Here is a 13,763-nt window from a genome sequence, read left to right as displayed (position 1 = left end):
AACTTGGCATTAGCGTCTGGATCATATAGCTAATCTTTAGACGCTTAACCCTTTGGTGCTTTTTTAAGGCACCAACCCGCCAAATCTTGGAGGCTCTCATGACGGAACAAAGCGCGAAACTGACCTGGGGTGATAAGACTGTCGATCTGCCGGTGAAGGCCGGTACCATCGGCCCGAGCGTCCTCGACATTGGCGCACTCTACAAGAATACCGCTTCCTTCACCTACGACCCCGGCTTCACCTCGACCGCATCGTGCGAATCCAAGATCACCTATATCGACGGTGACGAAGGCGTTCTGCTGCATCGCGGCTACCCCATCGAGCAGCTGGCTGAAAAGGGTGACTTCCTGGAAGTCTGCTACCTGCTTCTCTACGGCGAACTGCCGACGGCTGCCCAGAAGAAGGATTTCGACGACCGCGTCGTTCATCACACGATGGTGCATGAACAGATGACGCGCTTCTTCACCGGCTTCCGCCGCGATGCACATCCCATGGCTGTGATGTGCGGTTGCGTTGGTGCGCTGTCGGCCTTCTATCATGATTCAACCGACATCACGGATCCGCACCAGCGCATGGTCGCGAGCCTCAGGATGATCGCCAAGATGCCGACGCTTGCCGCGATGGCGTACAAGTATCATATCGGCCAGCCTTTCGTGTATCCGAAGAACGATCTCGACTATGCGTCGAATTTTCTGCGCATGTGTTTTGCTGTTCCTTGCGAAGAGTTCGAAGTCAATCCGGTTCTCGCCCGTGCGATGGACCGCATCTTCATCCTGCACGCCGATCACGAGCAGAACGCCTCGACATCGACGGTCCGCCTCGCCGGCTCTTCGGGCGCAAACCCGTTTGCCTGTATCGCGGCCGGCATCGCCTGCCTCTGGGGCCCTGCCCACGGCGGCGCCAACGAAGCTGCCCTGATGATGCTGCAGGAAATCGGCACTGTCGATCGCATCCCCGAGTACATCGCTCGCGCCAAGGACAAGAACGATCCTTTCCGCCTCATGGGCTTTGGCCACCGCGTCTACAAGAACTACGATCCGCGCGCCAAGATCATGCAGAAGACGATGTATGAGGTGCTGGAAGCGACCGGCAATGCCGGCGATCCGCTGATGCAGGTTGCCCTGGAGCTCGAAAAGATCGCTCTGAACGACCCCTACTTCATCGAAAAGAAGCTGTATCCGAACGTCGACTTCTATTCGGGCATCACCCTGCGCGCGCTGGGCTTCCCGACGGAAATGTTCACCGTCCTGTTCGCACTCGCGCGTACCGTCGGCTGGATCGCTCAGTGGAACGAGATGATCGAAGATCCGCAGCAGCGCATCGGCCGTCCTCGCCAGCTCTACACGGGCGAACCGAAGCGCGATTACACACCGGTCGACGGCCGCTAAAAAGCGTCTTCGGCTTCATAAAAAAAACCCGCTCAGGAATGGGCGGGTTTTTTGTTGTCCAGAACTTCGAGCACGATGGATGCAGCTTTTTCGCCGGGTGGGATCTCGGTCTGCATCCGGTGCCAGACGAGGTCGAAGCCCTCGATCATCGCGCGGCGCTGCTGGGTGTCGCTCGACAGGCGTTCCAGCCAGCGGGACAGCAGCCCCGGCAGCAGCATCTCGTTGATCTGCTCCGGCACGATGACATAATCGGCGATCAGGTTGGGCAGCGCAGCGGTCCATGTCTTTATCCGCTTGTGCAGCAGCTTGACGATGAAATCCGTGCTGTAGGTCGAGATGACCGGCACACCCGTCAGGCCGAGTTCCAGAATCACTGTCCCCGACGCCGCCATCGCTGCATCGGCTGACGCGAAGGCCTGCCACTTGGCAGCAGTCCCGACGACGATCTCGGGCTTGATCTCCCAATCCGCAACCAGCTTGCGAACCAAATCTTCGCGTCGGGCGACTGTCGGCATGACGAATCGCATGTTTTTATTACGCCGGCTAAGCTCATCGACAGTCCGGCGAAAGAACGGTATCAGGTGATTTATTTCGGACGACCGTGAGCCGGGTAATAATAATATGGTTCGCGTGTCGGCCTGGTCGAGGGGCGGACGAATAGCCCGCTGCTGGCGCGCGTCGACCAGACCGGCATCCGTCACCAGGCGGTGACCGACGTAGGTCGTCGGCGGCCCGCCGAGACGTTTCATGACTTCCGGCTCGAACGGCAGGACAGCCAGGACGTGATCGACGTAAGCGAGCATCGCTGTGGCGCGATATTCTTTCCAGGCCCAGACGCTCGGGCAAACATATTGGACAATCGGCAGGTCGGGCAGCGCCTTGCGAACCCGCTTGGCCACCCGGTGGGTAAAATCCGGGCTGTCGATGATCACGAGAACATCGGGCCTTGCGGCGATGATGGCCTTTGCCGTTTCGCCGATAAGGGCAATCAGCCGCGGCAACTTGGCGATCACCTGGGTGAACCCCATCAGCGACAGTTCGGAGAAATCGTACAGCGACTTCAGGCCTTGCGCCTCCAGTCCGTCGCCACCGACGCCGACGAGCTCGAGCGGTCGCGTCGTCTGCAGGCGCAGGGCAGCAACGAGATCGGCGCCCAGCAGATCGCCGGAGACTTCCCCGGCAATGATGGCGACCTTCAGGGGCGCATTGTTCACTGGAGACCTCCTGCAGGCAGGCCGCGGTCGATGCCGAACAAAAACAGGCCGGCCTCATTGGCTGCGTCGATCGTTGCCTTGCGCTCGAGTATCAGCGCACGCCCGGCCTCGACAGCGACGCCACCGAGACCAGCAGCCTTGGCGTTGAGGATGGTCGATACGCCGATGGAGGGCAGATCGGCGCGCAGGTCCTGCTGCGGCTTGCAAAGCTTCACCAGCACGCCCCGTCGGCGGTGCGATATGCGTCCCGCTGCTCGCAGGCCTGCGACGCGCTCGATCATCTGGTCCGTGCCCTCGACGCCCTCGAGCGCGACGATGCGTCCGCCGACGCTGACAGCGCCCTGTCCCACATCCAGCATGCCGAGCGCATCGGCTGCCCTGGCTGCTTGTTTGATGTCTCGCATGTCATCCTCGGACGGTGCATGGCTGCCAAGCGTGCCGGTTGTCGCCAGCAGATCGGGGGCGATGTCGTGGGCACCGATGACCTTGCGGCCTTTGACCTCGAGCAGGCCGATCACCATCTTCAGCACGGTATCGTCTCCGCCGGACAGCAGCGTCTTGACCACTCGCGGCATTCGCACCAACGATTGCCAGGTTGGCCGTATCTCGCACCATTCCGGGCGCCGGGCAACGCTGCCTGACATCACGATACGGCGCACATCGTAGCGATCGAAAAGCGCCTCGAATCCCTTGAAGTCACCGACGCCGAGCAGCGCGTGGTCGTAGTCGCTCCAGTCGCGGAGAACCTCGTCCTTCAATACGACGATAACCGGGTTTTCGCCCGCCTGTCGGGCGGCCTCGGCGAGATAAGCTGGCAGAAAGCCGCTGCCGGCGATGATCGCCAGGCGCCCCTTGCCGTCGTTCCCGCTATCGTCCACGTCAGTTCTTGTTGCCGCGATGCGGCGACGAAAGGGCGCGATCGCTATCAGCGGCGATAAAGTCGAGGATTTCCATCACCTCGGCGCAATCGGCAAACTCGGTGCGGATTGCAGCCGCATTTTCGCGGATCGAACCCTCGCCCTCGAACACCGCCTTGAAGGCGCGACGGACCATATGAATGATCGGCCGCTCGATACCCGCACGCGTCATACCGACGACGTTAAGGCCGCCCAATATCCCGGGGTTGCCGTTCAGCATGCCGTAGGGGATGACATCGTAATTGACTGCCGAGAGACCACCGATGAAAGCCTGGCGGCCGATGCGGGTGAACTGATGCACGGCGCAGCCTCCGCCCAGGATGGCGCGGTCGCCGATCACCACATGGCCTGCAAGCATGACGTTGTTGGACATGATCACGTTGTTGCCGACCCGGCAATCATGGGCGACGTGCGAGTTGGCGAGAAACAGGTTGTTGTTGCCGACAATCGTCTCGCCGCCAAATTCAGCCGTGCCAGCGTTCATCGTCACGCCCTCGCGGATCGTGCAGTTGTCGCCAACCGTCAGGCTGGTGTCCTCGCCGCCGTGATGGACACTCTGCGGATCACCGCCGACGACGGCCATGGGGAAGATTTTGCAGCCTTTGCCGAGGGTCGTGCGGCCGGTGACGACAGCATTGTTGAAAAGCTGGACATTGTCACCCAGCACGACCTTGTGTCCGACGAAGCAGAAAGGCCCGATAGAGACGCCCTCGCCCAGCACGGCGCCATCTTCGACGATGGCCATCGGGTGGATAATGGCGCTCTTTGCTATTCCGCTCATGATTCTTCCTTGCGCACGATCATCGCGCCGATATCGGCCTCGGCAACCTTGGTGCCGTCAACTTTTGCATCACAATGAAACTTCCAGATATTGCCACGCTGGCGCTGTTTCACAACGTGAAACTCAACGCGGTCGCCAGGCACGACCGGCTTGCGGAAGCGCGCATTGTCGATGGTCATGAAGTAGACGAGGCTGCCACTCTGGCCTTCCTTGCGGGCGCAGATAGCGCCGGCGGTCTGGGCCATGCCTTCGATCAGCAGGACGCCAGGCATGATCGGCTGATCCGGAAAATGCCCAGTGAAATGCGGTTCGTTGGCGGTGACGTTCTTGATCCCAATTGCGGAGTTGTCGCCATCGATCTCGATGATCTTGTCAACGAGGAGAAACGGATAGCGGTGCGGCAGCAATTTCATGATCTCGAGAATATCGGCCGATCCGAGCTCGGTCCCGGGGTGATCAGTCATCCTTGCCATCCCGTGCCTTCTTGCGGCTTCCAATCTTAGCCATGGTCTCCGCCATCTCCCTTAGAAAATCCTTGATCGGCCGCGCCGGAACGCCGCCGTAGCGACCACCAGGCGCCAGATCGAATATAACGCCGCTACCGGCAGCAAGTTGCGCACCGTCTCCGACATGGATGTGACCGGCAACCCCGGCCTGTCCGCCGATCTGTACGCCGTCGCCGATGCGAGCGCTGCCGGCGATGCCGACCTGGCTGACAATCGCTGTATGGCGCCCTATGCGGACGTTGTGGCCGATCTGCGCCTGATTGTCGATCTTCGTTCCTTCGCCGATGACGGTGTCGTCCATCGTGCCGCGGTCGATCGTCGTGTTGGCGCCGATCTCGACGTGATCCTGGATGATGACGCGCCCGACCTGGACGATCTTCAGCATGCCGGCCGGACCGGGGGCATAGCCGAAACCATCCTGGCCGATGCGCGCACCGTTATGAATGATGACGTTGTTGCCTACATAGGCACAAAGAACGCTGGCCCCAGCACTGATCGAGCAATTCCGGCCAATCTTGACGCCAGCGCCGATAATGGCACCTGCGCCGATCCGCGTCCCCGCGCCGATCTCGGCATCTGCCCCGATAACCGCCATCGGCTCGACCAGCACACCGGCCTCGAGCCGTGCGGTGGGATCGACGAAAGAGGACGGCGAGATGCCGCTCTCAGCTGTGCCGACTGTTACGGCCCGCATTGCAGCAGGGTGCAGCAAGGCACCGGCAATGGCGAAGGCAGCATGGGGCTTTGAGGATAGTATGATCGGCACGTGTTGCGGAATGATCGACTGCATCGACGCATCGCAGATGATGGCGGAGGCTTTGCAGGTCTTCAACTCATCCATGTTCTTGCGGGAAAGAATATAGCAAACGTCGCCTTCAGCTGCCCGGTATACGGGGGCTACAGAACGAACGACACGGTCTGAAAACTTCTCATCGGCAACAACCGCCCCAAGATGATTGGCCAGCTCCCGAAGGCTGACCCCAGCATGGGGCGGGAAAAAACGGTTATGTTCCATAAACAACAGCTCCAGGACGGTATTCTAACCCGTGGGTCTGGGCCTGCCGATATCAGAACTGGTTGGCAATGCCAAACCGGAACTGCTGAACCTTGTCGTAACTCTGCTTCATGACAGGCTGCGCATAGTCGACGCGCAGCACACCGAAGGGCGAGGCCCAGATGATGCCGAGGCCGAGCGATGCACGGATCGAGCTATCGCTGTTGACGCTATCGCCAGAGGTGTCGACCTTGTTACCCGTGAGGGTACCAGCGTCGGCAAAGGCTGCAGCGCGCAGGCCGATGTCCTGCGGAACGCCAGGCATTGGAACGCTGGCTTCAGCAGAGGCCGTGAAGTATGTCGTGCCGCCCAACGGGTCCTTGTCGCCATTCGATGTGCGTGGGCCAATACCCGTGTTCTCGAAGCCGCGGATTTCACGACCGCCGATCTGGAACTGGTCGAAGACGTTCAGCTTGCCGTTCGTAGGCAGCACGTAGCCGGCACCGAGCGTCAGAGATCCGATGATGTCGGCTTCGTCGCTCAGCGTCTTAACGAAGCGCGCCTTGCCGCTGATCTTGTAGAAGTTCGAGTCGCCGCCGAGGCCTGCAAACTCATGCGTCAGCTTGGCGATGATACCGTCGCGAGGAAGGTTCTGATCGTCGAGCGTGTTGTAGGTGAATGTCTGCGACACCGACGACTGCGTCCAAGGACCGTCGTTGATGAGGTTCTGGTACGTGTTTGACAGGTGATCTTCCCAGTCATTGGTACCCTTATAATCGATATGCTTGTAGTTGTAGCGAAGGGTCGTGGCCAGGTCTTCGGTGATCGGCGCGGTCACGCGGAGCGAGAAGCCGGCTTCGCTGTAGTCGTAGTAATCGTCGCTCGACGTCTGGTTCTTGAAGATGTCGAAACCAGCGGCCAGGCGGTAGCCGAGGAAATAGGGCTCGGTGAACGAGATGTTGTAGGTGCGCGAGCCTTCTGTGCCGGCGCCCGCAGCGATGCGGATGTACTGGCCGCGACCGAGGAAGTTCTTTTCCTCGACGGAGGCTTCGAGCAGGATCCCGCCGTTGTTGCCGACAGAGTAGCCTGCACCGACGCCGAACGAACCGGTCGACTGGTCGATCACGTTGACGACGATGACGACGCGGTCAGGCGCGCTGCCCGGTGCCGTCGTGATGTTGACGCTCGTGAAATAACCGAGAGCATCGAGGCGACGCTTGGCGCGGGTGATCATTTCCTGATTGAACGCATCGCCTTCGTTCAGGTCGAATTCGCGACGGATGACGTAATCGCGGGTGCGGGTGTTGCCGCGGATTTCGATGCGCTCGACATAGGCGCGTTCACCCTGGTCGACCAGATATTCCACAGCGATCGTGTTGTTCTGGAAGTTGCGCGTGCCACGCGGCGTGACGCGGGCAAAGGGATATCCAGCAGCAGCAACGCGCTTGGAGATCGCCTCGATCGACTTCTGGATGTTCTTGGCGTTGTAGACTTCGCCGGTAGACGTTGAGATCAGGCCCTTGAGTTCGTCGGCATTGACGCCGTCGACCGTCGACACGACAGAGATGTCGCCGAAGGTGTAACGAGGACCTTCCTCGACAGCAAAGTTCATGGTGTAGGCGTTTGTCTGCTCGTCCAGCGTCGCGTCCGAGGACACGATGCGGAAGTCGGCATAGCCGTGATTGTAATAGAACTGGCGCAGCGTGTCTTCGTCGGCATGCTGCTTGTCGGCGCTGTAGACGTCCTTGCGGGTCAGGAACGACAGGAAGTTGGTCTTCTTCGTCGCGATAACCGACGCAAGGCGACCATCGCCATAGGCCTGGTTACCCGTGAAGTTGATCTTGTCGATCTTCGTACGGTCGCCTTCGTTGACGACAAAAGCGATGTTGACGCGGCCGGGGGCCACGTTGACGACCTGCGTCGTCACGGTCACTTCGTTGCGACCGATGACTGCGTAGGCTTCCTTGATGGTCTTGATATCGTCATTGACGATGTTCTGATCGAAAGGACCCGAAGCATGCGTCTTGACGACGCCCTGCAGCTTGTCATCCTTGATCTTGCGATTGCCGTTGAAAACCACCGCGTTGACGATCTGGTTTTCCTTGACGGAAACGACGAGCGTGCCGCCGGAAACATTGATGTGGACGTCGGAGAAGTAACCCGTCGCGTAAAGCTGCTTTACGGAGTCATCGACGTCGGAACTGGTGAAACTAACACCGGGCTTGATCGTTATGTTGTCGCGAACAGCGTCCGCGCCAGAGCGGGATGCCCCGCGAACGTCGACCTTCTGGATGACAGCTGCTTCCGCGACAGAGGCGGATGCAAGGGTAAGGACGCCTGCGCCCGAAGCAACAATACCAGCAGACAGCGCAACCGCCGATACTGCGTTCAAAAACTTTGAACCAGCCTTCATGTACTTCTTACCTTTTCTCAGTCGTTCCTGATGTCGAGCAAACTCGATTCCGGCCACGTGTGTCGTTTTACCCGCTTTTAGCCTACAAGCAAGCGCGCGGGTTAATTTCTGTTTACTTCATTTGGAAACGTGTCTCATTCGCCACTACAGCTTTGAAACATCGTAAATAAAGCATTATTTCCGCTGTCCTGCCCTCATCCGATCAGGGCGCTGATATCGTTCCAGGTTGCGAAAACCATCAACGACAACACCATGAACAAACCGATGCGGAAAGCGACATCCTGCGCGCCGGCCCCAAGCGGTTTTCCCCTTACCGCCTCAATCGCATAGAACATCAGGTGGCCGCCATCAAGTACCGGTACAGGCATTAGGTTCAACAACCCAATGGAAACCGACAGAACGGCAGCCAACTGTAGCACGGCTGCAATACCCAGCGACGCCATCTGGCCGGAGGCCTGGGCGACGCGGATGGGGCCGCCGAGCTGATCCGCCTTCATGTAGCCGCCAAGAAGATTGCCGATATATTCGAACGTTCCGGTGACGATGTGCCCCGTCTGCCTCACACCTTCGGCCACTGCGCCGAGTGGTGTGAAGCTTTCCTTGCGAAAATGGCCCATCTCCTGGTTGGTGACGATGCCGATGATGCCGACTTCCATCTTGTTGCCGAACTGGTCGGTCATGACGGTCGAAAGCGGAACCATCGGGAAGTCGCGTTTTTCGCCACGCCGTTCGACGGTCACGACAATGTTGCGGCCCGGGCGGATGCTGACATAGCGGCGAACGTCGTCGAATGTCGTGACCTTGTCGCCGTCAATTGCCACAAGGAGGTCGCCTGGCTCGATCCCCGCCTGGGCGGCCGCGCTATCCGGCTTGACCTCAGCTACCACAGGGTCGGCAACCTGGCGGCCGTATATGGCAAACAGGACGGAGAAGATGGCAATCGCCAGAATAAAATTGGCAATGGGACCAGCTGCCACCGTGGCGGCACGCTTCCAGAGCGCGGCACCGACGAAGGACTGGGCACGTTCGGCCTCGCTCATGGCGTAGACCGCATCGATGTCCGGCTTGCTGGAGGCGTCCTGGTCACCGAAGAATTTTACATAGCCGCCGAGCGGGATTGCCGAGAGTTTCCAGCGGGTGCCGTGGCTGTCCGTATAGCCGGCAATCTCCGGGCCGAACCCGACGGAGAATGCCAGGATGCGGATGCCGGACCATCGGCCGACGAGGTAGTGGCCCATCTCATGGACGAACACCAGCAGCGATAGCACCAGCACGAAGGGCAGGATGTAGCCTACGAGGAAGCTGACGATGCTCATTATGCTGCCCATGAACGTATCCTGTATGTTTTGATTTCAGACACCCAGCAATACGCCGCCCAAGGACGACATCTCGCCTCCCGCCATCAACGACAGCACGATAGCCAACAAGAAGCCTGCAAAACAAGCGAAAACGAGGCCGTCGGCACGATCCATCACGCCACCATGTCCGGGAATGATATGGCCGGAGTCCTTGACGCCGAAACGACGCTTGATGAAGGACTCGAAGAGGTCGCCAGCCTGGCTGCAGACCGACAGCAGGAGAGCCACCAGTACCACCCGGAGCCCTGTGCCGGGGAAGAAGCACCAGACGACTGCCGGGCCTATGATCACAGCCGCAAGAGTGCCGCCTGCGGCTCCGGACCACGTCTTGCCGGGGGAAATGCGCGGCGCAAACTTCGGCCCACGCAGCGCGCGGCCGACGAAGTAGGCAAGGATGTCGGTTGCCCAGACGGTCGCAAAAATGAACAGCATCAATACGAAGCCGAGGAAGTCGTCGTCGCGGATTTCCGACATGGCGATGACCGTCAGGCCCGCGTAGACGATGCCGGCCGGCAACCACCAGCTTTTTTTTCGGGCCGCAACGAGGCCCATGCCGAGGACCGTGAAAAGCAGCAGCGCGCCGACCGCATAGACCGATTCTCGCGCCAGCGTGGCGATGACAATGACGACGACCGCGAGCCAGCCTAGGGCAGCTCCCGGAAAGTCGCGATCTCGCAGGCCGGTGATGGTCGACCACTCGTAGTAGATGAGGAGCCCTATGACCGATGCCAGCAGCCGGAACGCCGAGCCGCCGTGCCAGGTGGCCAACAGGACCACGACTGCCATGACGACGCCCGATATAATTCGAAGCCTGAGTTCGCGGCTCATTTAGAGACCCACGGCGGCGGTCGGCTTGGCCGACAGGGCCCCGAAGCGGCGATCACGGGCGGCGTAGCGCTCGAGTGCGGACAGGAACAGGGCGCGGCTGAAATCCGGCCAGTAGTCCGGCACAAACATGAACTCGGAATAGGCAGCCTGCCAGAGCAGGAAGTTGGAGAGCCGCTCCTCGCCGCTGGTGCGGATGATGAGGTCAGGGTCGGGAATTCCGGCCGTATCCAGCCGCCCGTCGATCAGTGCCGCCGTAATATCCTGCGGCCGCAAGCGTCCCGCCTCGACATCCTTGGCAAGACTGACAACGGCGCGGGCGATTTCGTCGCGGGAGCCATAATTGAAGGCGATGACCAGCGTCAGCGCTGTGTTATTCTTGGTTGTCTCTTCGGCTTCGATCAACAGCGGCAGGATGTCGCCCCGCAGGTTCTGGCGATCGCCGATAACGCGGATGCGGACATTCTGCCGGTGTAACTCGCTGAGGTCGCGACGGATGAATGCCTTCAGAAGCCCAAGCAGGTCCGTGACCTCGGCCTCTGGGCGGCGCCAGTTTTCCGAAGAAAATGCGAACAGCGTCAGGTACTTGATACCAACATCGCCAGCAGCGCGCACGGTCTCGCGGACTGCGTCGACGCCCTTGCGATGCCCCATGGTGCGCGGCAGGCCGCGCGCACTGGCCCAGCGGCCGTTGCCGTCCATGATGATGGCGACGTGCTCGGGGACTACCATAAGGCTAGACTCTGACATGGGTATCCAGTTCGTTCGACGGCAGGACGCTGGTTCGTGCAGACCTAAACCTGCATGATTTCCTTTTCCTTATCGATGAGCAAGCGGTCGATGTCGGAAATCGAGTCATCCGTCATCTTCTGCACGCGGTCCGATTTGGCGCGGGTTTCGTCCTGGCCGAGAGCCCCGTCCTTTTCGGCCTTCTTCAGGCCATCCATGCCATCGCGGCGGACGTTGCGAATCGCAACCTTGGCCTTCTCGGCATATTCGTGGGCAACCTTGACCAGCGAGCGGCGACGCTCCTCGTTGAGTTCCGGCAGCGGAATGCGCAGGTTCTGGCCATCCATGATCGGGTTCAGGCCGAGGTTGGATTCGCGAATGGCGCGATCGACGGCGCTCACCATGGACTTGTCCCAGACAGAGACTGAGAGCATGCGGGGTTCCGGAATGGTGATGTTGGCGACCTGGTTCAGCGGCACGCGCGAACCGTATGCATCGACCGTTACCGGATCGAGGATGTTTGCCGACGCACGGCCGGTGCGCAGCGAGGCGATGTCGCCCTTGAAGGCGGAAATCGCGCCGTCCATTCGGCGCTTGATTTCGTTGAGGTCGGTGTTGCCACTCATGTCTTTACTCCCGTCGTCAATGCGGCGTCGATCCACGACGCCATGAGATCGTCAGTTGTCGGATACGACGGTCTTGTAGCCGCCGCCGGTCAAAATCTGGGCGAAACCGCCCTTTTCATGGATCGAAAATACTATGATCGGGATGGAATTCTCGCGCGCCAGTGCGACGGCGGCGACATCCATCACGGCCAGACCCTTTTCCAGCACCTGGCTGTGGGTCAGATGTTCGAAACGGGTAGCGTCCGGCACCTTCTTCGGATCGGCCGAATAGATGCCGTCGACCTGCGTGCCCTTGAAGATCGCCTGGGCGCCCATTTCCGCCGCGCGCAAGGCAGCAGCCGAATCGGTGGTGAAGAACGGATTGCCGGTGCCACCAGCAAAAATCACGACGCGGCCGAGCGACAGATGATAGAGCGTGGCGCGCTGCGAAAAGCTCTCGCAGATTTCAGGCATGGCGATAGCTGACAGCACCACGGTGTCGATTCCAAGCTTGCGCAAGGAAGTCGCCAGCGCCAGCGCGTTGATGACGGTTCCCAGCATACCCATGTGGTCGCCGGTGACGCGGTCACCGCCTTTGGAGGCCACGGCGACGCCGCGAAAGATGTTTCCGCCGCCGACAACCACGCCGACTTCGACGCCCATGTGGCAGGCTTCGGCAATGTCTGAGGCAATCCGGTCGGCAACTTCGACATCGATGCCAAAGCCCTGTGTCCCCATCAGAGCTTCACCAGACGCCTTCAGCAAGACGCGCTTGTAAATCGGCTCGGACATGGTTGCTCCTAAGATTGATCGTAAAAAGCCGGATACACGAAGGGCATCGCGTTGTCACGCGATGCCCTCTGGTTTTCCCGCAGTAAGCAGACCGACGATCAGCCCTTGGCGACGGCAGCGACTTCAGCTGCGAAGTCAGTCTCTTCCTTCTCGACGCCATCGCCGAGCAGGAGGCGTGCCATGCCGGTGATCTCGATCGGCGCGCCGACTGCCTTTTCGGCTTCCTTGATGGCAGCGCCGACCGTCAGGTCAGGATTGATGACGAAAGCCTGCGACAGAAGAGCGACTTCCTCGAAGAACTTGCGCATGCGGCCATCGACCATCTTTTCGATGATGGCTTCCGGCTTGCCGGATTCGCGAGCCTGTTCGATGAACACGTTGCGTTCGCGTTCAGCAACAGCAGCATCGACGTCTTCAGGACGCAGGGCGAGCGGTGCCGTGGCAGCGATGTGCATGGCAACCTGGCGACCGATGGCATTCAGCGCATCCTTGTCACCGGTCGATTCCAGCGCAACGAGAACGCCGAGCTTGCCGAGGCCGTCGGAGACTGCATTGTGGATGTAGGTCGAGACGACGCCCGACTTGACCGACAGCAGAACCGTGCGACGCAGATTCATGTTCTCGCCGATCGTCCCGATGGCATCCTTGATGGTGTCGGCGACGGACTTCTCAGAATCTGGATAGGTCGCAGCGGCAACGGCTTCGACCGAACCGTCGGTCGTCAGGGCGACCTTGGCGATGTTGCGGACGATACCCTGGAAGGCATCGTTGCGGGCAACGAAGTCGGTTTCGGAGTTGACTTCGACGACAACGGCCGATGTGCCGGCGCTGGCAACGCCGATGAGGCCTTCGGCAGCCGTGCGGCCAGACTTCTTGTCAGCCTTGGAGATGCCCTTGGCGCGCAGCCAGTCGATCGCGGCTTCCATGTCGCCGGCGGTCTCGGTGAGTGCCTTCTTGCAGTCCATCATGCCTGCGCCGCTCTTTTCGCGCAGTTCCTTTACCAGTGCAGCCGTGATTTCAGCCATTATTTGCCTCTTGTCGGTTGGTATGGTGCGCTGACGGCATCAGCCGGCGCGGCACCCGGTTTGAGGGACGAAATGTACCCCTATGCATGACAGCGTTATGAAAGCGCGCCACACGGAATGATTTTCAAACGATAGCAATCGGTGGATCTACGCCGAATGCCTTCGCCTGAAACAGGTAAGGCCGCTGAAACTTGCTCAAGTCACCAACGGCCTTAT

The 13,763-nt window shown here is 60.1% G+C and carries 13 protein-coding genes; 1 reads left to right on the top strand and 12 read right to left on the bottom strand.

Features of this window, described 5'->3' with window-relative positions:
* Positions 1–98 precede the first annotated feature (98 nt).
* Entirely contained in the window at positions 99–1,388 is a 1,290-nt protein-coding gene (gene gltA / locus PR018_RS06105; protein ID WP_142822549.1) for a citrate synthase, read from the top strand.
* Positions 1,389–1,420: 32 nt separating this feature from the next.
* On the opposite strand, the gene lpxB is transcribed toward gltA, so the two are convergent.
* The 12 genes from lpxB to tsf form a co-directional block, all read right to left on the bottom strand.
* Complete coding sequence (lpxB, locus tag PR018_RS06100) at positions 1,421–2,602, bottom strand: lipid-A-disaccharide synthase (RefSeq protein ID WP_142828857.1); 1,182 nt, start codon at positions 2,600–2,602, stop codon at positions 1,421–1,423.
* A complete protein-coding gene (locus tag PR018_RS06095) occupies positions 2,599–3,480 on the bottom strand; it encodes an LpxI family protein (RefSeq protein WP_142822545.1) in 882 nt (293 codons plus the stop codon). Before PR018_RS06095 ends, lpxB begins: the two co-directional genes overlap by 4 nt.
* Before the next feature lies 1 nt (position 3,481).
* Entirely contained in the window at positions 3,482–4,300 is an 819-nt protein-coding gene (gene lpxA, locus PR018_RS06090; protein WP_142822544.1) for an acyl-ACP--UDP-N-acetylglucosamine O-acyltransferase, read from the bottom strand.
* The gene (fabZ, locus tag PR018_RS06085; protein WP_142822542.1) at positions 4,297–4,764 is read right to left on the bottom strand and encodes a 3-hydroxyacyl-ACP dehydratase FabZ; all 468 of its coding nucleotides are present in this window, start codon (positions 4,762–4,764) and stop codon (positions 4,297–4,299) included. The genes lpxA and fabZ overlap by 4 nt, the downstream gene beginning before the upstream one ends.
* Positions 4,757–5,821 carry a UDP-3-O-(3-hydroxymyristoyl)glucosamine N-acyltransferase gene (gene lpxD, locus PR018_RS06080; protein ID WP_142822540.1) on the bottom strand — a complete coding sequence of 355 codons (1,065 nt, stop codon included), beginning with the start codon at positions 5,819–5,821 and terminating at the stop codon, positions 4,757–4,759. The genes fabZ and lpxD overlap by 8 nt, the downstream gene beginning before the upstream one ends.
* Positions 5,822–5,873: 52 nt before the next feature.
* The gene (bamA, locus tag PR018_RS06075) at positions 5,874–8,213 is read right to left on the bottom strand and encodes an outer membrane protein assembly factor BamA (protein WP_142822538.1); all 2,340 of its coding nucleotides are present in this window, start codon (positions 8,211–8,213) and stop codon (positions 5,874–5,876) included.
* A gap of 194 nt (positions 8,214–8,407) precedes the next feature.
* Entirely contained in the window at positions 8,408–9,541 is a 1,134-nt protein-coding gene (gene rseP, locus PR018_RS06070; protein WP_202617104.1) for an RIP metalloprotease RseP, read from the bottom strand.
* A gap of 24 nt (positions 9,542–9,565) precedes the next feature.
* Complete coding sequence (locus PR018_RS06065; protein WP_142822536.1) at positions 9,566–10,399, bottom strand: phosphatidate cytidylyltransferase; 834 nt, start codon at positions 10,397–10,399, stop codon at positions 9,566–9,568.
* Complete coding sequence (locus PR018_RS06060) at positions 10,400–11,146, bottom strand: isoprenyl transferase (RefSeq protein WP_142822534.1); 747 nt, start codon at positions 11,144–11,146, stop codon at positions 10,400–10,402.
* Positions 11,147–11,190: 44 nt separating this feature from the next.
* Positions 11,191–11,751: a ribosome recycling factor gene (gene frr, locus PR018_RS06055; RefSeq protein ID WP_142822532.1), complete on the bottom strand. Its 561-nt coding sequence runs from the start codon at positions 11,749–11,751 to the stop codon at positions 11,191–11,193.
* Between the two features lie 51 nt (positions 11,752–11,802).
* A complete protein-coding gene (pyrH, locus tag PR018_RS06050) occupies positions 11,803–12,522 on the bottom strand; it encodes a UMP kinase (RefSeq protein ID WP_111215517.1) in 720 nt (239 codons plus the stop codon).
* Between the two features lie 98 nt (positions 12,523–12,620).
* A complete protein-coding gene (gene tsf, locus PR018_RS06045) occupies positions 12,621–13,547 on the bottom strand; it encodes a translation elongation factor Ts (RefSeq protein ID WP_142822530.1) in 927 nt (308 codons plus the stop codon).
* Positions 13,548–13,763 lie beyond the last annotated feature (216 nt).

The sequence above is a fragment of the Rhizobium rhododendri genome, assembly GCF_007000325.2.
GTDB lineage: Bacteria > Pseudomonadota > Alphaproteobacteria > Rhizobiales > Rhizobiaceae > Rhizobium > Rhizobium rhododendri.
The sequence above is the reverse complement of the archived record's forward strand: the minus strand, read 5'-3'. Positions and strand labels throughout refer to the sequence as shown.